Annotated in this window: 22 protein-coding genes; 16 read left to right on the forward strand and 6 right to left on the reverse strand. The window is 75.4% G+C overall.

What is annotated here, in order from left to right:
• Positions 1–20 precede the first annotated feature (20 nt).
• The 5 genes from OG295_RS04175 to OG295_RS04195 all read left to right on the forward strand — a co-directional run bounded on the left by OG295_RS04175 (position 21) and on the right by OG295_RS04195 (position 6,428).
• A complete protein-coding gene (locus OG295_RS04175) occupies positions 21–1,433 on the forward strand; it encodes an FAD-binding oxidoreductase (RefSeq protein ID WP_371675599.1) in 1,413 nt (470 codons plus the stop codon).
• Positions 1,430–2,836 (forward strand): cytochrome P450, encoded by a 1,407-nt coding sequence (locus OG295_RS04180; protein ID WP_371675600.1) that lies wholly within the window; start codon positions 1,430–1,432, stop codon positions 2,834–2,836. Before OG295_RS04175 ends, OG295_RS04180 begins: the two co-directional genes overlap by 4 nt.
• Positions 2,837–2,899: 63 nt before the next feature.
• Positions 2,900–4,264 carry a hypothetical protein gene (locus OG295_RS04185; RefSeq protein WP_371675601.1) on the forward strand — a complete coding sequence of 455 codons (1,365 nt, stop codon included), beginning with the start codon at positions 2,900–2,902 and terminating at the stop codon, positions 4,262–4,264.
• Positions 4,265–4,272: 8 nt separating this feature from the next.
• The gene (locus tag OG295_RS04190; protein ID WP_371675602.1) at positions 4,273–6,207 is read left to right on the forward strand and encodes a peroxidase family protein; all 1,935 of its coding nucleotides are present in this window, start codon (positions 4,273–4,275) and stop codon (positions 6,205–6,207) included.
• Positions 6,204–6,428, forward strand: a complete 225-nt coding sequence (locus tag OG295_RS04195; RefSeq protein ID WP_371675603.1) for a hypothetical protein — start codon at positions 6,204–6,206, stop codon at positions 6,426–6,428. The genes OG295_RS04190 and OG295_RS04195 overlap by 4 nt, the downstream gene beginning before the upstream one ends.
• 16 nt (positions 6,429–6,444) lie before the next feature.
• Here the strand turns inward: OG295_RS04195 and OG295_RS04200 are convergent, their stop codons facing one another.
• Positions 6,445–6,801 carry a hypothetical protein gene (locus tag OG295_RS04200; RefSeq protein WP_371675604.1) on the reverse strand — a complete coding sequence of 119 codons (357 nt, stop codon included), beginning with the start codon at positions 6,799–6,801 and terminating at the stop codon, positions 6,445–6,447.
• A 190-nt stretch (positions 6,802–6,991) separates the two neighbouring features.
• On the opposite strand from OG295_RS04200, the gene OG295_RS04205 reads away from it, so the two are divergent.
• Entirely contained in the window at positions 6,992–7,444 is a 453-nt protein-coding gene (locus tag OG295_RS04205; protein WP_371675605.1) for a universal stress protein, read from the forward strand.
• Between the two features lie 56 nt (positions 7,445–7,500).
• Here the strand turns inward: OG295_RS04205 and OG295_RS04210 are convergent, their stop codons facing one another.
• Together OG295_RS04210 and OG295_RS04215 are read right to left on the reverse strand one after the other, a co-directional pair.
• Positions 7,501–8,421 (reverse strand): serine/threonine dehydratase, encoded by a 921-nt coding sequence (locus tag OG295_RS04210; protein WP_371675606.1) that lies wholly within the window; start codon positions 8,419–8,421, stop codon positions 7,501–7,503.
• 14 nt (positions 8,422–8,435) lie between these two features.
• On the reverse strand, positions 8,436–9,077 hold the full coding sequence (locus OG295_RS04215) for a TetR/AcrR family transcriptional regulator C-terminal domain-containing protein (RefSeq protein ID WP_266845812.1): 642 nt from the start codon (positions 9,075–9,077) through the stop codon (positions 8,436–8,438).
• A gap of 193 nt (positions 9,078–9,270) precedes the next feature.
• On the opposite strand from OG295_RS04215, the gene OG295_RS04220 reads away from it, so the two are divergent.
• The 7 genes from OG295_RS04220 to OG295_RS04250 all read left to right on the forward strand — a co-directional run bounded on the left by OG295_RS04220 (position 9,271) and on the right by OG295_RS04250 (position 18,507).
• Positions 9,271–10,953 carry a ricin-type beta-trefoil lectin domain protein gene (locus tag OG295_RS04220; RefSeq protein WP_371675607.1) on the forward strand — a complete coding sequence of 561 codons (1,683 nt, stop codon included), beginning with the start codon at positions 9,271–9,273 and terminating at the stop codon, positions 10,951–10,953.
• 10 nt (positions 10,954–10,963) lie between these two features.
• Complete coding sequence (locus OG295_RS04225) at positions 10,964–13,384, forward strand: alpha-N-acetylglucosaminidase TIM-barrel domain-containing protein (RefSeq protein WP_371675608.1); 2,421 nt, start codon at positions 10,964–10,966, stop codon at positions 13,382–13,384.
• Between the two features lie 234 nt (positions 13,385–13,618).
• Positions 13,619–14,032, forward strand: a complete 414-nt coding sequence (locus tag OG295_RS04230; RefSeq protein ID WP_371675609.1) for a hypothetical protein — start codon at positions 13,619–13,621, stop codon at positions 14,030–14,032.
• Between the two features lie 123 nt (positions 14,033–14,155).
• Positions 14,156–14,722: an ECF RNA polymerase sigma factor SigK gene (sigK, locus tag OG295_RS04235; protein WP_371681102.1), complete on the forward strand. Its 567-nt coding sequence runs from the start codon at positions 14,156–14,158 to the stop codon at positions 14,720–14,722.
• On the forward strand, positions 14,722–15,483 hold the full coding sequence (locus OG295_RS04240) for an anti-sigma factor domain-containing protein (RefSeq protein ID WP_371675610.1): 762 nt from the start codon (positions 14,722–14,724) through the stop codon (positions 15,481–15,483). The genes sigK and OG295_RS04240 overlap by 1 nt, the downstream gene beginning before the upstream one ends.
• Before the next feature lie 205 nt (positions 15,484–15,688).
• Entirely contained in the window at positions 15,689–17,278 is a 1,590-nt protein-coding gene (locus tag OG295_RS04245) for a molybdopterin-dependent oxidoreductase (protein WP_371675611.1), read from the forward strand.
• Between the two features lie 158 nt (positions 17,279–17,436).
• Complete coding sequence (locus OG295_RS04250; RefSeq protein ID WP_371675612.1) at positions 17,437–18,507, forward strand: alpha/beta hydrolase; 1,071 nt, start codon at positions 17,437–17,439, stop codon at positions 18,505–18,507.
• Between the two features lie 27 nt (positions 18,508–18,534).
• On the opposite strand, the gene OG295_RS04255 is transcribed toward OG295_RS04250, so the two are convergent.
• On the reverse strand, positions 18,535–19,773 hold the full coding sequence (locus tag OG295_RS04255; RefSeq protein WP_371675613.1) for a cytochrome P450: 1,239 nt from the start codon (positions 19,771–19,773) through the stop codon (positions 18,535–18,537).
• 248 nt (positions 19,774–20,021) lie between these two features.
• On the opposite strand from OG295_RS04255, the gene OG295_RS04260 reads away from it, so the two are divergent.
• On the forward strand, positions 20,022–20,765 hold the full coding sequence (locus tag OG295_RS04260) for a TetR/AcrR family transcriptional regulator (protein WP_371675614.1): 744 nt from the start codon (positions 20,022–20,024) through the stop codon (positions 20,763–20,765).
• Positions 20,766–20,823: 58 nt separating this feature from the next.
• Here OG295_RS04260 and OG295_RS04265 read toward each other — a convergent pair whose 3' ends face one another.
• A complete protein-coding gene (locus OG295_RS04265) occupies positions 20,824–21,882 on the reverse strand; it encodes an enoyl-CoA hydratase/isomerase family protein (protein WP_371675615.1) in 1,059 nt (352 codons plus the stop codon).
• 655 nt (positions 21,883–22,537) lie between these two features.
• Between OG295_RS04265 and OG295_RS04270 the strand changes: the two genes are divergently transcribed.
• Together OG295_RS04270 and OG295_RS04275 are read left to right on the forward strand one after the other, a co-directional pair.
• Positions 22,538–22,981, forward strand: a complete 444-nt coding sequence (locus OG295_RS04270) for a MarR family winged helix-turn-helix transcriptional regulator (RefSeq protein ID WP_371675616.1) — start codon at positions 22,538–22,540, stop codon at positions 22,979–22,981.
• Positions 22,982–23,069: 88 nt separating this feature from the next.
• Entirely contained in the window at positions 23,070–23,663 is a 594-nt protein-coding gene (locus OG295_RS04275) for a hydrolase (protein ID WP_371675617.1), read from the forward strand.
• On the opposite strand, the gene OG295_RS04280 is transcribed toward OG295_RS04275, so the two are convergent.
• The gene (locus tag OG295_RS04280; protein ID WP_266845823.1) at positions 23,638–24,099 is read right to left on the reverse strand and encodes an ATP-binding protein; all 462 of its coding nucleotides are present in this window, start codon (positions 24,097–24,099) and stop codon (positions 23,638–23,640) included. The genes OG295_RS04275 and OG295_RS04280 overlap by 26 nt on opposite strands.
• Positions 24,100–24,110: the final 11 nt, after the last annotated feature.

Raw genomic sequence — 24,110 nt, forward strand, 5'->3', positions numbered from 1 at the left:
CACCGTCCCGGAAGGCCGGCATGCCCCCCACCACCGACACGCCCCTCCTGCTGTCCGCGCTCCGCTCCGAGCTCCCCGACGAGGCCCTGCTCACCGACCCGGCGGTGCTGGCGGCGCACTCCCGGGACTCCGCGCCCTTCTCCGCGTGCGGGACCCCGGCCGTCGTCGCCGTCCCCCGAACCGCCGAGCAGGTCGCGCACGTCATGCGCACCTCCTACGCGCTCGGCGTGCCGGTCGTGCCGCAGGGCGCCCGGACCGGGCTCGCGGGCGCCGCGAACGCGGTCGACGGCTGCATCGTGCTGTCCACGGCCGCGATGGACCGGATCCTCTCCGTCGACCCGGCCAACCGGCTGGTGCGCTGCGAACCGGGGGTGACCACGCGCCGCCTGGCCGACGCCGTCGCCGGGCACGGGCTGACGTACCCGCCGGACCCCGCCTCCTGGGAGCACTGCACCATCGGCGGGAACATCGCCACCGGCGCGGGCGGCATCTGCTGCGTCAAGTACGGGGTCACCGCCGACTACGTCCTCGGCCTGGACCTCGTCCTCCCCGACGGCCGCCGGCTGCGCACGGGCCGGGACACCGTCAAGGGCGTCGCCGGCTACGACCTCACCCGGCTGGTCGTCGGCTCCGAGGGCACCCTGGCCGTGGTCGTCGGGGCCACCCTCGCCCTGCGGCCCGCCCGGCCGCCGGCCCTCTCCCTCCTCGCGCAGTTCCCCTCCCTCAAGGCGGCCGGCGAGGCCGTCGCCGCGATCACCGCCGCCGGGCACACCCCGTCCGCGCTGGAACTCCTCGACCGGGCCACCACGGAGGCCGTCGTGGACCTCGGCCGCCACCGGCTGCTGCGCACCGGGAGCGCCGCCACGCTGATCGTGGAGAGCGACGGCGCCGACCCCTCGTCGGACCTGACCGCCATGGAGCTGCTCTGCAAGGAGGCCGGGGCCGACCACATCGCCACCGCCGCGACCGCCGAGGAGGCCCGGGAGATCATCGAGGCGCGCCGGCTGGTCAGTCCGGCGCTCGCGGCGTACATGGCCTCCCGGGGCGGCGGGCTGACCGCGTTCATCGAGGACGTGGCGGTGCCGCGGTCCGCGCTGCCGGAGCTGGTCGGGCAGATCGAGCGGATCGCCTCGCAGCACCGGCTGCAGATCTTCACCCTCGGCCACGCGGGGGACGGGAACCTGCACCCCACCGTGGTCTTCGACGAGTCCGACGCGGACGAGTCGGCCCGCGCCCGGTCGGCGTACGACGACATCATGGAGGCCGGTCTGGCCCTGGGTGGCACGACCACCGGGGAACACGGCGTCGGCACCCTGAAGCGGGACTGGCTGGAGCGCGAACTGGGGCCCGTGTCCCTGGAGTTGCAGCGGGGCCTCAAGCGGCTCTTCGATCCGCGGAACCTCCTCAACCCCGGAAAGGTGGTCACGTCATGACCCAGTCCGCCGAGACCGGGACCGGAGCCGCCGGGCGCCGCCCCTCCGGAGCCCCCCGGGCCGCCGGGACCGGGTCCGCCGCCCGCCCGGCGCCCGCCCCGCTGCCCCCCGTCCGGGCGGGGCTGGCGGAGACCGTCCGCTTCGTCGCCACGCACACCCTGCCCGTGTTCGTCCGGGGCGTCGCCAACCCCCGTTTCGGGGTGATGTCCCTGTACTCCCGCGTCAACCAACCCGCCTGGTCCAACGCGACGCTGCGCGCCATGCGGGCCCGCCACCGCGGGGCGCCCGTCATGGTGCGGGCGCTGTCCGGCGAGATGCTGGTGCTGCTGGACCAGGCCGACGTCCGGCGGTTCTTCGAGGAGCCGGTGTCCACGCTCGCCATGGACGCGAAGGACAAGTACGACAGCCTCTCGGTGTTCGAGCCGACCGGCGTGATCTGCTCGCACGGCCCGGTGCGCGAGGACCGGCGGCGGGTCAACGACCGGGCGCTCGCCGCCGACCGGCCGGTGCACCCCTCCTGCGAGGAGTTCCGTACGGTCGTCGAGGAGGAGTGCCGGCGGCTGACCGAGCGGAGCGCCGTCGGGTTCCCGCTGTTCTGGAAGGCCATGACCCGCATCTCCCGGCGGGTGGTCCTCGGCGACCAGGCGGCCGAGGACCAGGAGCTGTCCGACCGGCTCGTGACCCTGCGCGGGCACGCCAACTGGATGGGCCGCAGGCGCCCGGAGGCGGCGAAGGCGCTCTACGCCGAGGTCGAGGACCGGATCGCGCGGTACGCCGCCTCCGCGCCCGCCCACACCCTGGCGGCCCGCGCGCTGAGCGAGCCCTCGCCGGACGGCACGGACCCGCTCGGGCAGACCCATCACTGGCTGCTCGGCGTGGACCTCGCCGCGCCGGTGGTGCTGCGCACCCTGTTCCTGCTGGCGCACCACCCCGCGGAGCAGGAGGCGGCGCACGCCGACGCGGCGGCCGGGACGGCGGGGCTGCCGCGGCTGCGGGCCTGCCTGGAGGAGTCGGTCCGGCTGTACCCGATCGTCCCGGACCTGGTACGGGTCACCCGTACCGAGACCGAGTGGCGCGGGGTGCGCTACCCGGCCGGGACCAACGTCCTCGTCCCGATGGGCTTCCACCAGCGCGATCCCGAACAGGTCGACGGCGGCAACCTCTTCGCACCCGGCCGCTGGCTGGTACCGGACGTGCACGGGGACACCCGGGTGGCCCCGTTCAGCCACGGCGGGGCACGCTGCCCGGGCGAGCACATCGCCCTGCTGCTGACCTCCCTGGTCTGCGCCGAGGTGCTGCGCGGCCACCGCATCACCGCGGCCCGCCCGGCCCTCGACGTGGCACGCCCGCTGCCGGGGATCCTCGACACGGCCGCCCTCCGCCTGCGCCTCACCCGCCGCTGAACCGACCCGTGAGCCAGGGCCCGGCCGCCCCGGAGGCGCACCGGGCCCCAGAGAGGGAGTGTCATGCCCCCAGCCGTCCCGTCCGTGACCGAACCGGACGTCGCCTCGCTGCACGCGGTCTGCGCCGAGCTGGCCGAGGCCGCCGACGCCGTGCGGGAGGCCGCCCGCTACGCCTCCCGCGTCGCCCTGGCCCCGCGTCCGGCGCCCGCCACGGCCGGCCCCCGCCGCCGTCGCGGCAACCGGCGGGAGCTGGTGTCCGCGCTGACGGACGCCCGGGGCTTCGGCTGGGCCCCGCACGGCCGTCACCCGCTGGCCGGGGCGCTCTGGCTGGCCGGCGTACTGACCAGCAGGGAGAGCCTGGCGGTGAGTCTGGCCGTCGAGGGGCTCAAGGCCCGGATCCGGGCGGCGTCGGTGCGCCACCCGGAACTGCTGGAGAACCCGACCACCTCCAGGGTGCTGCGCGCCATCGACGAGGACCGGCAGGCCGAGGCGTTACGGGTGTTCAAGGGACTGCTGACGGAGAAGGGCGCCGAGTACGCGCTGGCGCTGCTGGCGCCGTCCTTCGCCGACATCATGGCCTGGAACGCGCTGACCGACGAGAACCCCTTCAACGACAACGCGGGCTGGCAGATCGCCACGGGCCGCCCCCTGACCTCGGACTACTTCCTGGGGATCAGCGCGGCGCTCTGGTCGGTGCTGGACCGGGGCGCGGGCCGGGCCGAACCGCACACCGCGTCGGCCGAACTGCTGGCGGACCTCGACACCTCCGGCTCCATCGTGGGCTACGTCCGCAACATCGGGCGCATCGGCACCGCCGGCCTGCTGCTGGTGCAGCAGGTGGCCGGGCCGGACGGCGTGGGCCGCCACGTCGTGCAACTGGCCGGGATGGGCAAGGCGTTCAACGCGGAGAGCCCACAGGACCTGGTGGGCGCCATCGACGCGGTCGGCGCCCGCGAGACCCCGTACACCCGGGCGGTCGTCAAGGCGCTGCGCCGCCTGGTCCCCTCCGGCACGGAGGTGGCCCTGGTCGGCCACAGCCAGGGCGGGATCACCGCCATGAACCTGGCGTCGAGCCGGGACTTCAACGCGCTGTACACGGTCACGCACGTGATCGCGATCGGTTCGCCCGTCGACCACAAGCGGGCCGCCGACCCGCGGACCCGGGTCGTGTCCCTGGTCAACGAGCACGACATCGTGCCCAGCCTGGAAGGGCGTTCGGCGGTCTCCCCGTACGCGCCGCCCGCCGGGTTCACCGAGTTCACCTGGGCCGACGACACCCACGCCTTCCCGCTGTGCCACGCCGCCGAGCGGTACGCGCACAACCTCGAACACGACGTCCCGCACGCGCGGGCGCACGTCGACTCCGAACTCGCGCCGTTCCGCGGCCGGGTCACCGGCACGCACCTCTTCACCCTCCACGACCGCTGAGGACCCCGATGACCGAGACCACCCCCCGGACCGCCGAGCAGACCGCTCCCCCGACGCCCCCGGGGGCGCGGGGGCGGGACGGGAACACGGACGGCGGCCCGCACCCGGCGCCACCGTCCCCGTCCCCGTCCCCGGAGCCGTACGGGCCGCCCGGGGTTCTGGAACGGCTGGAGTCCGCCGCCTTCTCCCTGATCAACCGCAGCTACGAGTGGCACGAACTGCCCGCTCCGATCGGCTTGTTGAACCTGGCGGTGCTCCGCGAGGACCTGCGCCGGCACAACCTCTACGACACCTTCGGCGCGGGCGGCGAACGCGACCGGCGCCCCACCGCGCAGCCGGCGCCGTACCGCTCGTACGACGGCTCGGGCTACGACCCGTACGACGTGGACATGGGCCGGGTCGGCACCCGGCTGGACCGCAACGCGCCGCTGCACATGGCCTTCCCCGACGGGGAGGACCTGATGGCGCCCAGCCCCCGCGAGGTCAGCCGGCAGTTGCTGGCCCGGCGGGGATTCGTCCCGGCACCGACGCTGAACCTGCTGGCCGCGGCGTGGATCCAGTTCCAGAACCACGGCTGGGCCAACCACGGCGACAACGAGGAGGCGGAGCCGTTCACCGTCCCGCTCGCCGCGGACGACGACTGGGAGGAGCAGACCGGCGGCTGCCCGATGCGGGTGAACCGCACCCGTCCCGACCCGGTCTCCCACACCACCCCCGGCGCCCCGCCGACGTACGAGAACACGGTCACCCACTGGTGGGACGGTTCGCAGATCTACGGCTCGGACGAGGCCCGCTGCCGCTCGCTGCGCACCGGGGAGCACGGGCACCTGATCCTCGACGACGGCCGGCTGCCGGCCGATCCGCGGCCGGGCATGGACTGCCTGGACGCCACGGGCATGAACAGCGACTACTGGGCCGGGCTCTCGCTGCTGCACACGCTCTTCGCGAAGGAGCACAACTCCATCTGCGACCTGGTCCGTTCGCACCACCCCACCTGGGACGACGAGCGGCTCTTCCACACGGCCCGGCTGGTCAACACGGCCCTCATGGCGAAGATCCACACGGTCGAGTGGACTCCGGGGATCCTCGACACCCCGGTGCTGCGGCAGTCGATGAACGCCAACTGGCACGGCCTGCTGCCGCGTTGGGTGACGCGCCGGTTCGGCCGGATCGGCGGCGAGGCCCTGAGCGGCATCCTCGGTTCGCGGACCGACCACCACGCCGCGCCCTTCTCCATGACGGAGGAGTTCGTCTCGGCGTACCGGCTGCACCCCCTGATCCCCGACGAGATCACCGTCCGCGACCACCTGCGGGGCGGGACGCGGAAGGTCATCGGATTCGACGACATGCAGGGGGCCACGACCCGGAGCTCGGTCGACGCGTACGGGACGAGCGACCTGCTCTACACCTTCGGCGTCACCCACCCCGGCGCCCTGGTCCTGCACAACCACCCGGACGCGCTGCGCAACCTCAAGCGCCTGTCGGGCGAGCACGTCGACCTCGGGACCGTGGACATCCTGCGCGACCGCGAGCGCGGCATCCCGCGTTACAACGCCTACCGGCAGATGCTGCGCAAGCGGCCCGTCACCTCCTTCGAGGAGCTCACCGGCGGGCACCCGGGCGACACCCCGCTGCTGCGGGAGCTCTACGACGGCCGGCTCGACCGGGTCGACACCCTCGTCGGAAACCTCGCCGAACCCCGCCCGGCGGGCTTCGGGTTCAGCGACACCCTCTTCCGGATCTTCATCCTGATGGCCAGCCGGCGCCTGAAGAGCGACCGCTTCTTCACCACCGACTACCGGCCGGAGGTGTACACGCCGGAGGGGCTGCGCTGGATCGACCGGAACTCGATGGTCACGGTGCTGCTGCGGCACCACCCCGAACTGGGGCCCGCGCTGGCCGGGGTGACGAACGCCTTCGCGCCCTGGAAGGAGCAGGCGTGAGCGGGCGGCCCGACGTGGCGGAGGGGCTGCGCGCCCACGCCGCCGCGCTGCGCGAACGCGCCCGGCGGCTGCGCGGCGCCTGCGAGCGCCTCGACTGGAGGGGCGCGCAGGCGGACGCCTTCCGGGCCCGCGTGGACGAGCTGGCCCTGCGCTGCGACACGGCCGCCGCGGGGTTGGCCCGCTCCGCCTCCCGGCTGGACGGCCGGCCGGGAGGCGGGTGACGCCCCGGCAAGGGGTCTACTTCATGCGGTACTCGGCCTTGTCCGCGAGCTTTCCGTCCTTGAAGCAGAAGCGCAGCACGTCGTCGCCGCTGTCGCTGGTGGAGAGGTACCAGGAGCACGTGCTGCCCGCGGGCTCGGCCGGACCGCCCTCCTTGAGGGCCTCCTTGACGAAGGTCTCGCCGGAGGGCAGCCTGCCGCGGACCTCGCCCTCCGGGTCGCCGACCTTGACCTCCGCGTAGACCTTCGGGTCGACCAGGGTCTTGTCGGCCACGTCAAGGACCTTGGAGACGCCGAGGAACAGCGCGACGGCGAGTCCGATCCCCACCACCAGCGCCACGCCGCAGCCGATCAGACATCCCTTGCGCTGAGCCATCGCCCGTTTCCTCCGTGCCGTCGCGTTCCGGCGCGTTCCCGCCGTCGTGACGACCTTCGCAGCGAGCGGGCCGTCTCCGCTGTCCCCCAAAGTCTTCGGCCGCCGCGACGATCGTCGTTCGAGGCGGGATCCGCCCGTCCGTGTATACAGGGAGGGAAGGACGATCCGGACGAACCGAGAGGAACCCACTGTGAGTGAGACCATCGAGCCCCTGATCGTCGTCGGCGTGGACGGTTCGGCCCATTCGAAGGAGGCCCTCCGCTGGGCGGTGGGCCAGGCGAGGGCCACCGGGAGCCGGGTGCACGCCGTCATGAGCTGGCAGTGGAACACCAACCCGTTCGCGGTGGGCATCGCGGAGCAGGCGGAACTGGTGTCCGCCGAGGAGGGGGCGCGGCAGCGGCTGGCGGACACCGTCGCCGAGGCGGTCGGCGCCTCGCCCGGCGTCCCGGTCTTCCGCCGGGTCGAACAGGGCCCGCCGGCCCAGGTCCTGGTGGAGGCCTCCCGGGAGGCGGAGCTGACGGTGGTCGGCACGCGCGGGTACGGCGGGATCAAGGGCGCCCTGCTGGGCTCGGTGAGCCAGCAGGTCGTCCAGTACGCCGCGAGCACGGTGGTCGTCGTCCGCGACGGACAGGAGGCCCCGTAGGTCCGGTCGCCGGAGCGGTGCGTCGCCGGCCCGCGGGGATCGGGCTCCCGTACCGGTCAGAGGTCGGCGGGGTCGGTGTTGGCACCGCACAGGACGACGGCGACGCGTTCACCCAGGGGCTTTTCCGCGGTGCGCAGGGCCGCGAGGGCGGTGGCGGCGCCGGCCTCGACCACGAGGCGGTGCTCCTCCCACAGGGCCCGGCGGGCGGCGGTGATGGCCTCGTCCGGGACCAGGACCGAGGTGGCGTTCCCGGCGCGGGCGGCGGCCAGGGCGTCGGCGGAGACCCGGGTGGCGCCGAGGGAGTCGGCGGCCACGGAGGCCACGGGGACGTCGACGGGGCGGCCCGCCTCCAGGGCGGCGTTCAGGGCGCGGCAGTGCTCCGGTTCGGCCGCGACCACCCGTACGCCGTGGGCGCGGGCGGCGGTGGCGACGCCCGCGAACAGACCGCCGCCGCCGACCGCGACGACGACGGTGTCCAGGCCGGGCAGGGCGGTCCGGATCTCCTCCAGCAGGGTGCCGGCACCGGCGGCCACCAGGGGATGGTCGTAGGCGTGGCTGCTCAGGGCTCCGCTGTCGGCGGCGAACTCCCGGCAGGCGGCCAGCGCTTCGGCGTAGCGGTCCCCCACGAGCCGTACGTCGGCGCCGTAGCCGCGCAGGCGTTCCACCTTGACGCGGGGCGCGTTGGCGGGGAGGAAGACGGTGGCGGGGACGCCGTGCGCGCGGGCCGCCCAGGCACAGGCGAGGCCGGCGTTGCCGCCGGAGGCGATGGTGACGCCGGCGGCGGGCAGGGCGCCGGCCTCACGGTGGGCCGCGAGGAAGTTGTGGGCGCCGCGGGCCTTGAAGGAGCCGGTGTGCTGGAGGTGCTCCAGGGCGTACCAGACCCCTTCGGCGGCGGGCACGACGGCGGCGGGGCGGATCGTCCCCGCCACCCGGCGGGCGGCGGCGCGGACGGCGGCGTGGTCGAGCTGCTGTTCCATGGTCGGACTGCCTTTCAGACGGCGGGCCGGGCGGCCTCGATGAGCTGGCGCAGGGCGCCGTAGTACACCTCGTGGTCGGTCAGCGGGGGCAGTACGTCGGCCAGCCCGCCGGCCAGCACCGGGAACTCGGCCGGATCCAGCGCGGCGAGCGCGGCGCGGGAGGCGGCGGTGACGGCGCCCGGGTCCCGGTGGTCGACGAAGGCGGCGCTGCCCAGGGTGAGCAGGTACATGCGGCGGTAGACGGTCATGGCCTCGGCGGCGCTCATCCCGGCGGCGACGCTGTCGGCGAGGGCCGGTTCGACGAGGCGGGCCAGCAGCTGGCGGCCGAGCCAGGGCCGGCCGCCGCGCAGCACGAGGAGTCCGGGGTGGGCGGTGAGCAGCCGGTAGAGCGCGCCGAACCGCCGCTCGGTGGCCTCGGCCCAGTCCGTGCCGGCGGGGATCTCGGGGAGCTGGGCGGCGAGGTGTTCGGTGCACAGGTCGAGCAGACCGGCGAGATCGACGCAGCGGCGCTGGACGGTGGCGTGGGAGACGCCGAGCCGGTCGGCGAGGGCGCGGAAGCTCAGGGCTCCGGGACCTTCCTCGTCGAGGACGCGCAGGGCGGTGAGGGCGATGGCCTCCGGTGTCGCCCGGTCCAGGGCGGTGGATCTCCTCGGCATGAGATACAGCGTATCAGCCAGTGGCACATACGCCGTATCGCCCGGCCGGCGTGCCTCGGCCGCACTCCCGACTACACCCATATTGCTGGTCATTGATGCGGAAACATCGACTTATGTTGACAGCGGGTAGTCGCACCGCTGCACTGGGCGCACGAACGCCCCCGCCGGTACGCCACCACGTCAAGGAGACCCCGTGCCGCCTCGCCTGCGCGCCTCGCTCCCCTGCCTGACCGCGGCCGCCCTGCTCGCCCTCGCGCTCTGCCCCGCCCCGGCGGCGGCCGAGCCGACGGCGAGCCGGGACACCCCGCTCGCCCTCACCCCGCCCATGGGGTGGAACAACTGGGCGCACTACATGTGCGACGTCGACGAGGCCACGGTGGTCGCCAACGCGGACGCGCTGGTCTCCAGCGGACTCGCCGCCAAGGGCTACGACACGGTGACCGTCGACGACTGCTGGATGGAGAAGAGCCGCGACGCGCAGGGGAACCTGGTCGCCGACACCGCGAAGTTCCCGCACGGCATGGCCTGGCTCGGCGGGTACCTGCACGGCAAGGGGCTGAAGTTCGGCATCTACGAGGACGCCGGATCACTCACCTGCGAGCGCTACCCCGGCAGCGGCGCCCCCGAGGGCGGCGGCGCGGACCACTACGCCCGCGACGCCCTGCTGTTCGCGTCGTGGGACGTGGACTACGTGAAGATGGACGGCTGCAACCTGTGGGTGCCGCCCGGCAGGACCAAGGAGGAGGCCTACCGCGACGCCTACAACTCCGTGGCCCGCGCGCTGCGCGACAGCGGCCGCCCGATGGTGCTCTCGGCCTCCGCGCCCGCCTACTTCCAGCAGGGCGAATGGGGCGGCTCGGACTGGCACAAGGTGCTCGACTGGGTCGGCGAGACCGGCCAGCTGTGGCGCGAGGGCCGCGACATCAAGGTCTACAAGCCGTCCGCCCCCGACACCTCGCGGTGGAGCTCCGTACTCGGCAACTACGGCTACAACCGGTGGCTCGGCCGGTACGCGGGCCCCGGCAACTGGAACGACCCCGACTTCCTGATCGCCGGCGCCCCGGGGCTGACCGACGCGGAGAGCCGCAGCCAGGTCGGGCTGTGGGCGATGATGGCGGCCCCCTTCATCCTCTCCTCCGAGGTCTCCGGACTGACCCCGGGCGGCCTGGCGACCCTCGGCAACACCCGCCTGATCGCCCTCGACCAGGACCCGATGGGCCGGCAGGGCTCGGTCGTCTCCTCGAACGCCACCTTCGACGTCCTGGTCCGGCCGCTGGCGAACGGCGACCGCGCGGTGGCCGTGCTCAACCGCTCCGGCGCCGCCCGGGACGTCTCGGTACCGCTGGCCGACGTCGGGCTGCGGGCCTGCACGGTGGACGCCGAGGACCTGTGGAGCGGGCGGACCGCCGCGGTCTCCGACGCGCTGACCGGGCGGCTCGCCGCACACGACACGGCGGTCTGGCGGCTCACCCCGCACGGCTGCGCCGAGCCCGTGCCCACCGGTCAGCTCAACGGCCTCGGGGCCGCGTGCGCCGACGGGGCCAACACCAGCGGCGTCGGCGCCGTCGTGCTGGCCGGCTGCACCGCCGGAGGCGACCAGCGCTGGACCCTGGGCGGCGGCGGACGGGTGCGGCTGGACGGGAAGTGCCTGGCGGCGGGCGGGAGCGCGGCCGTGGAGCTGACCGACTGCGCCCCGGGACGCCAGGCAGGGCAGAGCTGGCGCCACCGGCGCGACGGGGCCCTGGTCGAGGAGACGAGCGGCCAGTGCCTGACCGCCCCGGCCGCGCCCTCGACCCCGGACGCCCCGGCCGAGCGGCTGCGGCTGGCCCCCTGCGGTGACCACCGGGCCGACCAGGCCTGGTCGCTGCCGGTCTGACGGGGCCCCGATGACGAAGCCGCCGCCCCGCGCCCGGCGCGGTGTACGCCCGGCGCTGCCGGTGCTGGCCCTCGTACTGCTGGCCCTCGCCGGCACGGGAGCCGCACCCGGGGCGGCGGTGCGCGGGGCGGCGGTACCGAGGGCCGCCCGGCCGGGGGCCGCCCTGCCGGGGGCGGCGGTGCCCGGGGCGGTGACGCCCGCGGAGGTGACGCCCGAAGCCGCCGGGCGCGGAGCCGCCGTGACGGGCGGGGTCGCGGTGCGGCGGGCGGTCGGCGGCGGCCCGGATGCCCGGACCTCGGCGCCAGGCCCCGGCGCGACTCCCCGGACCTTCGACGCCGCGCCCGCGCGGGCCGCCCTGGCGCGGCTCCTGCCGCGCCACGCGGGGCAGTTCACGCTCGTGCCCGAACCCGCGGCCGGCGCCGACACCTTCACCGTCTCCGGCCGCGCGGGCGCCGTCACCGTGCGCGGTTCCACCGGCGCGACGCTGCTCACCGGTGTCGGCTGGTACCTGCGGCACGTCGCCGGGGTGGACATCGGCCTGCCGGGCGACAGCCTCGGGATGCTGCCGGCGACGCTGCCCGCGGTGCCCGAGCCGGTCACCCGCAGCGCGCTCGTCCCGCACCGGTACGCGCTCAACGACACCGACGACGGGTACGCGGGCGCGTACCGCTCCTTCGAGGAGCGCCGGCGGCAGATCGACGTGCTCGCCCTGCACGGGGTCAACGAGGTGTTCGTGCAGGTCGGCGCCGAGTACCCGTACTACAAGGCGCTCCAGGGCTTCGGGTACCCGGCGCGGGAGCTGCGCGAGTGGATCCCCGGCCCCGCGCACCAGAGCTGGTGGCTGCTGCAGAACCTGAGCGGCTTCGGCGGGCCGGTCACCGAACGCCTGATGCGCGAGCGGGCCGCGCTGGGCGGGCGCGTCGCCGAGCAGCTGCGCGGACTCGGCATGACCCCGGTGCTGCCGGGCTGGTTCGGCACGGTGCCGCCGGAGTTCGCCGCCCGCAATCCGGGGGCGGTCACCGTGGCCCAGGGCGACTGGGCGGGGTTCGCCCGGCCCGACTGGCTGGACCCGGCCTCACCGGTGTCCGGGCGGCTCGCGGCCGCGTACTACGCGGAGCAGCGGGCCGTCTTCGGGGACAGCACGATGTACCGGATGAGCCCGCTGCACGAGGGCGGACGGACGGGCCGGGTGGACGTGAAGGCCGCCGCGCGGGCCGTCCAGGGCGCCCTGCACGCCGCGCACCCGGGGGCCCTGTGGGCGGTGCTGGGCTGGCAGGACGACCCCACGCCGGAGCTGCTCGCCGGGGTGGACACCTCGAAGCTGCTGATCCTCGACGGACTGTCCGACCGGTACAACCGCCTGGACCGGGAGACCCGTTGGGGCGGTGTCACGTACGCGATGGGCAGCATCCACAACTTCGGCGGGCACACGACGGTGGGCGCCAACACCTCGGTGTGGATCGACCGGTTCGCGGCCTGGCGCGCCAAGGGGAACAGCGCGCTGGCGGGGACCGCGTACCTGCCCGAGGCGGCCGGGACCGATCCGGCGGCCTTCGGCCTGTTCACCGACCTCGCCTGGGAGCCGGGGCCGATCGACCAGCGGGCCTGGTTCGGCGCCTTCGCCGCACGCCGCTACGGAGCGCCCGATCCGGAGGCCGCGGCAGCCTGGGATGAGCTGCGCCGGGGCCCGTACAGCACCTCCTCGGGGCTGTGGTCGGAGTCCCAGGACAGCCTGTTCACCGCGCGGCCGGGGCTGACGGCGGCCGGCGCCGGGCACTGGAGCCCCAGGTCCATGCGCTACCCGGCGGGTTCGGTGCGCCGCGCCCTGGACCACCTGCTGCGGGTTGCCCCGCGGCTGCGCTCCTCCAGCGCGTACCGGTTCGACCTGGTGGACACCGCCCGGCAGGCCCTGGCCGACCACTCGCGGGTGCTGCTGCCGCGGATCAGGGCGGCCTACGGGGCGGGGAACGCCGCGCTGCTGCGCACGCTCGCCACCCAATGGGCCTGGAGGGAGGCGCAGTTGGACGCGCTCACCGGATCCGACCCGAACTTCCTGCTGGGCCGCTGGCTGGACGCGGCCCGCTCCTGGGGCACGACGGAGGCCGAGAAGGACCACTACGAGTACGACGCGCGCTCGATCCTGACCGTGTGGGGGCGCCGCGGCACCAGCGAGGGGGGCTTCCTGCACGACTACGCGAACCGCGAATGGAGCGGTCTGGTCGGGGAGTTCTACGCCGGGCGGTGGGAGCTGTACTTCGGCACGCTGGAGAAGGCGCTGGCCCGGCGGACCGCACCCCCGGAGATCGACTGGCACGCGTACGAGGAGGAGTGGGCGCGGCGCACCACCCGTCCGCCGGCCACGCCCCGCGGCGATCCGTACGCCCTGGCCGCCGCGGTGGCCGCCACCCTCCCGGCAGCGACCGCGGGCTGACCTACCGCGCGGGACTTACCGCACAGGATCCGGATGCGCTCGCGACACGCCGTAGCACTCACCCTCCCGGGGGATTCGCCTTACCCGGACGGGGGAGATCGGATCCGAGGACTCCCTCCCCGCGGAGGCGCTGGGTTGACTGGCCCGGACGTGCCGAGGGGCGGCCGCCGCGGTGCTGCGGCGGCCGCCCCTTTCCGACGCCCACGGGCCAGAGGCCGACAGGAGTGCAGCGAGATGTCCGAGACCGAGCGGGAGCGGCCCCCCGGGCCCCCGGCCACCGCACCGGGTGCGGCGGATGATGCGGGCACCGCGGACGCGTCGGACGCATCCGGTACGGCGGGTGCGTCCGGTACGGCGGGCGCGGCCACCGCGTCCGGTACGGCGACGGACCCGTCCGGCCGGGCGGCGGCGCCGGTGGCGTCGGCCCTGGAGCTGCTGACCTTCCTGGTGCGCGGGACCGACGCCCCCACGGACGCCCGGTTACCCGGGCCCGCCACCCCCACCGACCCGGACCGGCTCACCGACGGCGTGGTGGAGCTGCGCAAACGCGGCGAACTGGCCACCCGGCCGACCGGGTCGGACGCCGGGGACCGTCTGGCGGAGATGGCCCGCCGGGCCGCGGAACGGGCCGGCCGGCCCCGTGCCTGAGCGCCCCGCCGGACCCGCCCCCGTACGGGACCGAGCCGACGGCCCGGTGGCTCCGAATCGTCCACGCGGCGGGCGGGGGTCGCCACGGCCCCTCCTCTCACGGAGGATCGGTGCGTGAACGACATGACACGGTCCCGGACCGAGGAGGATCTGGCCGTCGCCCTCGGCCGGGTCGCCGGGGGCGACGAGGCGGCCTTCGTCGCGGTGTACGAGGCGGTGAGCCCGGCCGTGCTCGGCGTGACGAGCGCCGTGCTGCGCGACCGGGCACAGGCGGAGGAGGTGACCCAGGAGGTGTTCGTCGAGGTGTGGCGCACCGCCGGGCGGTACCGCCGCGAGCGGGGCGGCGTACGGACCTGGGTGCTGACGATGGCGCACCGGCGGGCGGTGGACCGGGTGCGCTCCGCGCAGGCCTCGGCCGACCGGGAACGGCGGGCGGCGCGGCTGGAGGCGGCGCTGCCGGAGTTCGACGAGGTGACCGAGGCCGCGCTGGAGCACGAGGAACGCGCGCGGGTGCGGCGCTGTCTGGAGGGGCTGACCGCCCTCCAGCGGCAGTCGGTGGTCCTGGCCTACTACGGGGGGCGGACCTGCCGCGAGCTGTCCGAGACCCTGTCGGTACCGCTGGGTACCGTGAAGACGCGGCTGCGGGACGGTCTCCTGCGGCTGCGCGACTGTCTCGGGGTGAGCGGCTGATGAGCACGGAGAACCCGCACGGGGCGACGGCGGCCTACGCGCTGGACGCACTGCCGGAGCCGGAGCGCGCCGCCTTCGAGGCCCATCTGGAGACCTGCCCGGACTGCGCCCGGGAGGTACGGGAGTTCGCGGCGACGGCCGCCCTGCTGGGCGCGGCGGCCGCGGTGGAGCCGCCGCCCGCGCTCCGCGAGGCCGTGTTGCGGCGGATCCGGGAGCTCCCCGCCGGCGCGGAACCGGAGCCCGGGGCGGCCCGGCACCGGGCTCCGCGGCGCCGGGGGTGGGCCAGGTGGGCCCTGGCCGCCTGCGTGGCGGTGGCGGCCGGGCTGGGCGGGGTCGCGGCCTGGCAGTACCAACGGGCGGACACCGCGCGGCAGCAGGCACGGGCGGCCGAGGCCCGGGAGGCCGCGCTGGCCGGGGTGCTGTCCGCCCCCGACGCCCGGCTGGCGTCCGGCCGGATCGCGGACGGCGGCACGGGGACGGTGGTGCTCTCCCGCGAGCGGGACCGGGCGGTGTTCGTGCCCTCCGGGATGGCGGCGCCCCCGGCGGGGCGTGTCTACCAGCTGTGGTTCGCCGGTCCGGACGGCGGCATGCGCCCGGCGGGCCTGATGGATCCCGGGCGGCCCGACGCCCCGGCCCTCCTGGCCGGCCCGGTGCGCGGAGCCACCGGGATCGGCGTCACCGTGGAGCCCGAGGGCGGTTCCGCCGCCCCGACGACGAACCCCCTGGTCCTGCTGGCCCTGCCCGGCACCCGGACCGCGTAGGCCGTCTCCACCGGATCTTGCCGGCGGCGCGGGCCGGGCAAGGTCCGGACGAGACGGCATGGCCGGCTCCGGCCGCTCCGACGTCCGGTGCGCAACCGTGGAAGGGTGGAGGGGTACCGGATCCGCGCGGCGGCACCTGCTCGCCGGGAGCGTGCGGACCGGACCATGCGCGGGGCGATGTGCGCACGGGCGGAGGTGAACGCCGATGGCACCCGTGGAGCGGACGCGCGGCGCCCGCCGGCTGTGGCCGGCCGGGGCCGTCGCCGGGCTGGTGTCGGCGTTCGCCGGGCTGACGGTCGCGGGGCTCGCGGCGGTGGCCGTCCGGCCCGAGGCGGCCCCGCTCACCGCGGTCGGCGGGGCCGTGGTGGACCGTACGCCCGCGGCGGTCAAGGAATGGGCGATCCGTACCTTCGGCACCGCCGACAAACCGGTGCTGACGCTCGGGATCACGTTGGTGCTGGCGGTCCTCGCCGCCGCGACGGGCGTCCTCGCCGTACACCGGCTCCGGACGGGCCTGGTGCTCGCCGGTGCGGTGGGCGTGCTCGGGGCGGTGGCGGCGCTCGGCCGGCCCGAGGCCACCTGGCGGGACGCCCTGCCGTCGCTGGCGGGCGGGGCGGTCGCGGCCGGAGCGCTGTACCTGCTGGTCACCACCCTGCGACGGCCCCGCCCCGCGCCGGGGCGGCCCGGTGGCACCTGGCCCATGGACCGGCGGGGCTTCGGCCGGATCGTGGCGGCCACGGTCACGGCCTCCGCGGTGGCCGGACTCGCCGGGCGCCGTCTCGGGGCCCACGGCTCGGCACGGGCCACCGCCTCCCGGGCGGATCTCGCCCTGCCGCCGCCGGCCGTCCCCGCGCCGCCCGTACCCGCCGGGGCGGACCTGCGGATCCCCGGTCTCTCCCCCTTCCTCACCCCCGCCGGGGACTTCTACCGCGTGGACACCGCCCTGGTCGTCCCGCGCGTGGACGCCGCCGGCTGGCGGCTCACGCTGCGCGGGGACGGGGTCGCCAAGCCGCTGAGCCTGGACCTGCCGGCCCTGCTCGCCCGGCCGCTCGTCGAACACGACGTGACCCTGACCTGCGTCTCGAACGAGGTCGGCGGCCCGTACGCGGGCAACGCCCGATGGCTGGGCGTCCGCCTGGCCGACCTGCTGCGCGAGGCGGGGGTCCGCCCGCCCTCCGAGGGCGGCCCCGCCGACCAGCTGGTGGCCCGCTCGGTCGACGGGATGACCATCGGAACGCCCGTGGAGACCGTCATGGACGGCCGGGACGCGCTGCTCGCCGTCGGGATGAACGGCGCGCCGCTCCCCTTCGCGCACGGTTTCCCGGTCCGGATGGTCGTACCGGGCCTGTACGGGTACGTGTCGGCCTGCAAGTGGCTGACCGAGCTGCGCCTGACCACCTTCGCCGCCTTCGACGCGTACTGGGTCCGGCGTTCCTGGGCGCAGCGGGCCGCCGTCAAGACGCAGTCGCGGATCGACACCCCGCGTCCCTTCGGCCGGGTGTCACCCGGGCGGGTGATGGTGGCCGGGGTGGCGTGGGCGCAGCACCGGGGCATCTCCCGGGTGGAGGTGCGGGTCGACGACGGCCCGTGGCTCCCGGCCCGGCTGGCGGCGGCCGACGGCGTCGACACCTGGCGGCAGTGGGTGTGGCCCTGGGACGCCGTTCCCGGCGGGCACACGCTCCAGGTCCGGGCCACGGACGGCTCGGGACGGACCCAGACGGGCACGCGCTCCGGGACCCTCCCGGACGGGGCGACGGGCTGGCACACGGTCACCGTGGACGTCCGCTCGCTGTGATCGGGGGCGGGCCGGGGACGGCGGCGGGTCCGCTCCGGCGCCCGTGCCGACACGACGCGGACCCGCGCCCGCGGGCCCGCGGGCGCCGTACATTGAGGGCCCCGTCAGGACGTCACCCGCCTGCCGTCCCGCCCTCCCGCACGTCAGGAGCCGACGCCGTGGAGCTGACCAGTACCGCGTTCCTCGTCACGCTGATCGCGGTCACGGCGCTGGCCGTGCTCCTGGCGCTGCTGCTGTGGAACCGGGTCCCGGGGCCCGCTCCGGTGCGGTGGACGGCACGGGTGCTGATGATCGGGCTGTGCCAGCTGACGGCGATCTGCGTGGTCGCCGCGTGGATCAACGGCAGCTTCGGGCTGTACGCCTCCTGGGACGACCTGCTGGGCACCGGGAACGGTGAGGACGCCTCCGCGATGACGGGGCCGCCGGTCGGCCGGGCCAAGTTCACGCAGGGCGGCGACGGCACGCTCAGCACGTACGTCCGGGGCAGTCACTCGAAGCTCGCCGGGCAGGTGATCGTGTGGACTCCCCCGGCGTACGACGCCCCGGGGGCGGACCGGACCCGGTTCCCGGTGGTGATGCTGCTGCACGGCTACCCGGGTACGCCGCGTTCCTGGATGGACCTGGGGTCCATGCCCGGGGCGCTGGAGCGGCTGGTCCGGCTCGGCGAGGCGCGCCCGTTCATCCTGGTGATGCCGGAGATCTATCCGGGCGGGGTGAACACCGACTGCAGCGACACCCCGCAGCGCAAGATCGCGACCTGGCTCGCCCGGGACGTGCCGGACCTGGTCGCGAAGAACTTCCGTACGCTGCCCGAGCCGAAGGGGTGGGGGCTGATGGGCGTCTCGACCGGGGCGTTCTGCGCGGCGAAGCTGCCGTTGCAGTACCCGAAGGTGTTCCGGGCGGGCGCGGCCCTGGACCCCGATCCGCTGACCGGGGACGCGGGGGTGCTGGCCGATCCCGGGCTGCGCGAACGCAACAGCCCGGCGTGGCTGCTGGCGCACACGAAGGGGGCGGACGTCGGGCTGTTCCTGGCCACCTCCGCCCAGGACAAGGAGAGCCCGCCGCGGCAGCTGGCGGAGTTCGCCCGCGCGGCGCGGGGCACCGGGGTGCGGGTGAAGACGCTGGTCCGCCCGGCCGGCGGGCACAACTTCCAGACGTGGAGCGGGATGTACCCCGACGCGCTGGGGTGGCTCAGCACCGAACTCTCCGCGCCCGCGCCCGTCTCGTAGGGCGGCACGGGACCCCGCCCGCCCGGGTCAGGCCAGGCGGACCGGGAGCGCCTCGACGCTGTTGCCGATGAAGCTGCGCTGGCGCGGAAGCCCGGCCTCGGGCACCGCCAGGTCGAGGCCGGGGAAGCGGGTGAAGAGGCGTTCCAGGGCGATGGTCGCCTCCAGCCGGGCGAGGGGCGCGCCGACGCAGTAGTGCGCGCCGTGGCCGAAGGAGAGGTTGCGGGCGGCGGTGGGCCGGGTCAGGTCGAAGCGGTCGGCGTCCGGGCCGTGGAAGGCCCGGTCGCGGCCGGCCGCCGTGTAGCCGGCGAGTACGGGGGTGCCTTGCGCGATGACGGTGCCGGCGACGGTGAGGTCGCGGGTGGGGTACCGGAAGGGGAACCAGCTGACCGGCCCGTCCCAGCGCAGGGTTTCGTCCACCACGTCCGACCAGCTCGCCTTGCCGTCCATGACCAGGGCCAGCTGGTCGCGGTGGGTGCACAGGGCGCGGACGGCGTTGCTGATGAGGTTGAGGGTGGTCTCGTGGCCCGCGACGAGCATCAGCCGCATGGTGCCGATGAGTTCGGCCTCGCTGAGCCGGTCTCCGTCCTCGTCGCGCGCGGCGATCAGGGCGCTGGTGAGGTCCTCGCCGGGGGCGGCGCGGCGGGCGGCGGCGATGGTGGCGATCAGCTCCACCAGCTCGCGCACGGCGGCCATCACCTCGGCCGGGGCGATGTCGGTGGAGATGATGACGGTGTTCGAGAGGTGGTGCAGGCGGCCCCGGTGCTCGGGGTCCACGCCGAGCAGTTCGCAGATGACGCTCATCGGCAGCGGCAGCGCGAAGTGCGTGCGCAGGTCGGCGACCCCGTCGGCGGATCCGGCGGCGGCCGCGGCGAGGTCGTCGAGGAGGCCGTCGGCCAGTTCCTCGACGCGCGGGCGCAGCCGCTCCACCTGACGGGCCGTGAAGGCGTTGCCGACGAGGGAGCGCAGGCGCCGGTGGTCGGCGTCGTCGGCGGTGTGCATGCCCTGGGCGTTGGCGAAGACCCGCAGGGGCCAGTCGGCGGGGATGCTGCCGTCGTGGAGGGCGGGGAAGTGGCGTGCGTCCTTGGCCGCGTCGGGGTGGGCGAGGAACTCCTTGAGCGCCTCGTGTCCCAGGACGACGGCGCCGGGCACCCCGCCCGGGAGGACGACCTCCGCCACGGCGCCCTCGGCGCGCAGCCGGGCGTTGAGCGCGTGCGGGCAGCCGCCGGCGGGGTCGATGACGTGCCGGGGGGAGGTGTGCGACGACAAGGCGGTCTCCTGGTCAGATGGGCGACTACCGGCCAACAGTGCGGCCTGAAGGGCCCGTTGTTCAAGCGGTGTGCCTGGTTCGTCCGGGATGGGAACCGGCGCGACGCGCCGACGGGGTCCCGCACTCCGCGATCTCCGGGACGCCGTCCCGCGCGGGCCGCGCGTCGCGGCGCCGGCCGGCGACCCGCCCCGGGAATTCCGCTGTACGCATGCCGCGTACAGCGTCCGCAGGCGGCTAGGGTGGGGGCATGTCCCCATCAGAGCAGCAGTCCCCCGCCCCCGTCCCCTCCGTCTGGGCCCGGCCGCGGCGCCAGAAGGAGCAGGCCTCCCTCAGCCAGGAGCAGATCGTCGCGGCGGCGGTGCGGCTGCTCGACGCCGAGGGCATCGAGGCGCTGAGCATGCGCAAGCTCGGCGCCGAGATGGGCACGGCCGCCACGTCCCTCTACCGGCACGTGGCCAACAAGGACGAGCTGATCGAGCTGGTCGTGGACGAGGTCTACGGCGAGCTGGAGCTCCCCGAGGCCGGCGGCCCGGACGGGTGGCGCGCCTCCCTCTCGCACAGCGGGCACAGCCTGCGCGACATGGTCCTGCGCCACCCCTGGGTGGCCTCGGTCCTCGGCCAGGTGGGACTGGCCCACCTGGGACCGAACCTGATGCGGATGTCCGAGGGGATGCTGCGGCTGGCCCGGACGGCCGGTTTCCCGCCCGGCGAGGCCGACCTCGCCATGAAGGCGGTCATCTCCTACGTCATCGGCGCCACGACCAGCGAGGCCTCCTACCTCTCGCTGCTCGCCCGCAGCGGCATGAGCGAGGCCGACTGGCTGCGGTCCCTGGCCCCGGCGGGCCGCCAGGCCCTCGACGAGCACCCGCTGACGCAGGACCACTACGCCACCCAGCGGGAACAGGACCCGGCGCGGCTGCGCGAGGAGAACTTCGACTACGGGCTCCAGCGGGTCCTCGACGGCCTGGCGACCCGGATCGACCGCGGCTGACCGGGCGCCGCGGACGACCGGGCGCCGGATCCGCGGCCGGTCCGCGCCCGACCCGGCCCTACGGGAAGGTCAGTTCGCGGCCCTCGCCGAGCGGGGCGAAGAACCGCTCCACCGAGGCCGGCCGCACCTGGACCAGGGCCGCCGGGGACCAGCGGGGACGGCGGTCCTTGTCGATCACCTGCGCGCGGATGCCCTCCACCAGGTCCGGCACGGACAGGGCGGCACTGGAAACCCGGTACTCCTGCTCCAGGACCCGCTCCAGGGAGTCCAGCGCCCGGGCCCTGCGCAGCGCGGCGAGGGTGGCCTTGAGGGCGGTGGGGGACTTGGCGTGCAGGGTCTGGGAGGCCTCACGGGCCGCCGGCAGGCCGGTGCCGAGCAGCCGGGAGTGGATCTCCTCGACGGTGTCGGCCGCGTAGCACCGGTCGATCCACTCCCGGTCGGCGGCGAGTCCGCCCGAGCAGGGGGCGGGGAGCGCGTAGCGGGCCACCACCTTGTCGGCGGGGGCGCCGTCGGTGCCCTCCGTGAGGTCCCGGACGAGCTCCGGCAGGAAGTCCGAGGGCACGTAGTGGTCGGCGAGCCCGCACAGCAGGGCGTCGGCCGCGCCGACCGCGGCGCCGGTCAGGGCGAGGTGGGTGCCGAGTTCGCCTGGGGCCCGCGAGAGCAGGTAGGTCCCGCCGACGTCGGGGACGAAGCCGATGCCGGTCTCGGGCATGGCCACGCGGGAGCGTTCGGTGACGAGGCGGACGCTGCCGTGGGCCGAGAGCCCGACGCCACCGCCCATCACGATGCCGTCCATGAAGGCGACGTAGGGCTTGGGGTAACGGGCGATGCGGGCGTTGAGCCGGTACTCGTCGCGCCAGAAGTCGAGGGAGCCCGTGGTCCCCGCCTTGGCGTCCGCGTGGATGGCCCGGATGTCACCGCCCGCGCACAGGCCGCGCTCCCCGGCGCCGCGGATCATGACGTGGTCCACTGCGGGGTCCTGCTCCCAGGCCGTGAGGGCCTCCGCGATCCTCAGCACCATGGGGTGGGTGAGGGCGTTGAGGGCCTTGGGGCGGTTGAGGGTGACCACCCCCGCGCGGCCCTGGGTCTCGATGACAACGGTGTCGTCTTGGATCATCACACCGGTCAGTATGTCGTCTCGACGGCACAGAGAAGATCATTTCCGATGATCTCGATGATCTTTCGGGATGTGCGGCGATCTGGGGGGTGTGCGGCCGGTTCGGGCCACCCCGCCCATGACGGGTGGGCTGCGGGCGCGTACCCGGAAGCGCGCCCGAGGGCGTCGGTGAAGGCGCTCGCCGAGCACCGGCCGGGGCGGGTGCGCGACCGCCGTCGGGGGCGCGCCGTCGGCCGGCGGCCGCAGCGTCCGGTGCGGTCCCGGCTGGGTGCGCCACTGCGGGAGGGTCACACCCGGCCCGGCGCGGAACATCCGGCCCGGGGTCGGCTCCCCCGCCACGCTCCCGCCCGGTGGCACGCCGGACGTGCCGGGCACGCCGGACGCACCGGGCCGCGCACCGGCTGTTTTCGGCCCGGCGCCTCTTCCGCGTCACCCGGCGGCCAACGGAAGCGGGGCCCCTCCGCCGGGGGTGATCCCCGGTCGGTGACGTCCCTCGATCCAGTGAATACGGACCGGTCTTCCCCCGTTCCTCCGTCCGGCGTGGAGTCCGTGACCGCCGGACGACCGCCGTCGCGCTCCCCGGGCCCGCGGCCGCCGGCCGGCCAGATCATCAGTCTTCCTTGCAAGTTTGCCTGTCGTTCCCTACGGTCGGGGTATGACATCGGGACGGGAGCCGCGCGACGGGGTGCACGACATCGCCGAGGAGCTCCAGCTGGCCGTGGGCATGCTGGTGCGCCAGGTGCGGGCGACGACGGGAGGGGGCATCAGCCTGTCGCAGATGTCCGTCCTCAAACGGCTCGACCGGCTCGGCGCGGCCACCGCGGCCGATCTCGCGCGGGCCGAGAAGATCCGCCCGCAGTCCGTCATCGCCACCGTGAACTCCCTGCGGGCCGAGGGGTACGTCACCCGGACCCCGCACCCCACCGACGGGCGCCGGCTGCTCGTCTCGCTGACCGACCGGGGACGCGCCCTGGTGCGCGAGCGCCGCGAGGCCGGGCACGACCGGATCGCCGAGCTGGTGGCGGGGCGGCTGACCGCCGAGGAGCGGCGGCTGCTGGCCGAGGCCGTGCCGCTGCTACGCCGCCTGGCGGAGGACTGATCGCCCCTCCCCCCGACGGAGCTCCGCCGACCACCCCTGCCCGTACCCCTGCCCGTACCCCTGCGAACAGCGACCGAGGAGTCCGAACATGACCGCCTCCCCCACCCCCTCCACCCTGACCCTGGACTCCGGCACCGCGCTGGTGCTGATCGACCTCCAGCGGGGCATCCTGGGCATGCCGACCGTCCGCCCCGGCGCCGAGATCCTCAAGAACGGCATCGCGCTCGCCGAGGCCTTCCGCGCCCGCCGGCTGCCGGTGGTCCTGGTCAACGTCGCCTGGTCGCCCGACGGCGGCGACCTGCCCACCACCGACGTCGACACCCCCGGCCCGGCCACCGCCCCGCCGCCGGCGTTCTCCGAGATCCCGGACGAGCTGGCCGCGCTGGGCGACGTACGGGTCACCAAGCGCCACTGGGGCGCCTTCACCGGGACCGAGCTCGACCTCCAGCTGCGCCGCCGAGGGATCCACCGGATCGTGCTGGCGGGCATCTCCACCAGCATCGGCGTCGAGTCCACCGCCCGTACCGCCTGGGAGCACAGCTACGGGCTGGTCTTCGCGGAGGACGCCACCACCGACCTGGACGCGGCGTCGCACGCCCACTCCTTCGGCAAGATCTTCCCCCGCCTGGGCCGGGTCAGCTCCACCGGCGAGATCATCACGGCACTGGACGCTCTGGGCTGAGCCCGTCCGCCGGCCAGGGCACCTCCAGCCAGACGCACTTGCCGAGCGCTCCGGGCCGCGAACCCCAGGCCCGGGCCAGCCGTTCCACGATCAGCAGCCCGTGGCCGCCCGGCCGGGCCGGGTCCGACGGGAGCCCGTGCCCGCCGGGCTCCGGCGGTGCCGGATTGGTGTCGGTCACCTCGATGCGCAGCCGCTCGTCCGTACGGTCCAGCACCAGCGCACCGGGCCCTCCGCCGTGCAGGCAGGCGTTGGCCACCACCTCCGAGACCAGCAGGAGGACGTCCTCCGCCGCCTCCCGTACGGCCTCGCCCTCGGCCGGCAGCCACTGCCAGGCGGTCAGCGCCCGGCGGGTGAACTCACGGCTGCGGCTGACGGGGTCCGGGAGCCCGTCGAGGACCAGGAGCCAGTTCCGGTCCGCCGACCCGCGCTGCCCCATGGCCCCTCGCT

Source organism: Streptomyces sp. NBC_01276 (assembly GCF_041435355.1).
GTDB lineage: Bacteria > Actinomycetota > Actinomycetes > Streptomycetales > Streptomycetaceae > Streptomyces.

Bases quoted from the DNA above. Each gene is read 5' to 3' on its own strand.
- OG295_RS04175 (WP_371675599.1), top strand. From the start codon at position 21: ATGCCCCCCACCACCGACACGCCCCTCCTGCTGTCCGCGCTCCGCTCC.
- OG295_RS04180 (WP_371675600.1), top strand. From the start codon at position 1,430: ATGACCCAGTCCGCCGAGACCGGGACCGGAGCCGCCGGGCGCCGCCCC.
- OG295_RS04185 (WP_371675601.1), top strand. From the start codon at position 2,900: ATGCCCCCAGCCGTCCCGTCCGTGACCGAACCGGACGTCGCCTCGCTG.
- OG295_RS04190 (WP_371675602.1), top strand. From the start codon at position 4,273: ATGACCGAGACCACCCCCCGGACCGCCGAGCAGACCGCTCCCCCGACG.
- OG295_RS04200 (WP_371675604.1), bottom strand. From the start codon at position 6,801: ATGGCTCAGCGCAAGGGATGTCTGATCGGCTGCGGCGTGGCGCTGGTG.
- OG295_RS04210 (WP_371675606.1), bottom strand. From the start codon at position 8,421: ATGGAACAGCAGCTCGACCACGCCGCCGTCCGCGCCGCCGCCCGCCGG.
- OG295_RS04215 (WP_266845812.1), bottom strand. From the start codon at position 9,077: ATGCCGAGGAGATCCACCGCCCTGGACCGGGCGACACCGGAGGCCATC.
- OG295_RS04225 (WP_371675608.1), top strand. From the start codon at position 10,964: ATGACGAAGCCGCCGCCCCGCGCCCGGCGCGGTGTACGCCCGGCGCTG.
- OG295_RS04230 (WP_371675609.1), top strand. From the start codon at position 13,619: ATGTCCGAGACCGAGCGGGAGCGGCCCCCCGGGCCCCCGGCCACCGCA.
- sigK (WP_371681102.1), top strand. From the start codon at position 14,156: ATGACACGGTCCCGGACCGAGGAGGATCTGGCCGTCGCCCTCGGCCGG.
- OG295_RS04240 (WP_371675610.1), top strand. From the start codon at position 14,722: ATGAGCACGGAGAACCCGCACGGGGCGACGGCGGCCTACGCGCTGGAC.
- OG295_RS04245 (WP_371675611.1), top strand. From the start codon at position 15,689: ATGGCACCCGTGGAGCGGACGCGCGGCGCCCGCCGGCTGTGGCCGGCC.
- OG295_RS04260 (WP_371675614.1), top strand. From the start codon at position 20,022: ATGTCCCCATCAGAGCAGCAGTCCCCCGCCCCCGTCCCCTCCGTCTGG.
- OG295_RS04265 (WP_371675615.1), bottom strand. From the start codon at position 21,882: ATGATCCAAGACGACACCGTTGTCATCGAGACCCAGGGCCGCGCGGGG.
- OG295_RS04270 (WP_371675616.1), top strand. From the start codon at position 22,538: ATGACATCGGGACGGGAGCCGCGCGACGGGGTGCACGACATCGCCGAG.
- OG295_RS04275 (WP_371675617.1), top strand. From the start codon at position 23,070: ATGACCGCCTCCCCCACCCCCTCCACCCTGACCCTGGACTCCGGCACC.
- OG295_RS04280 (WP_266845823.1), bottom strand. From the start codon at position 24,099: ATGGGGCAGCGCGGGTCGGCGGACCGGAACTGGCTCCTGGTCCTCGAC.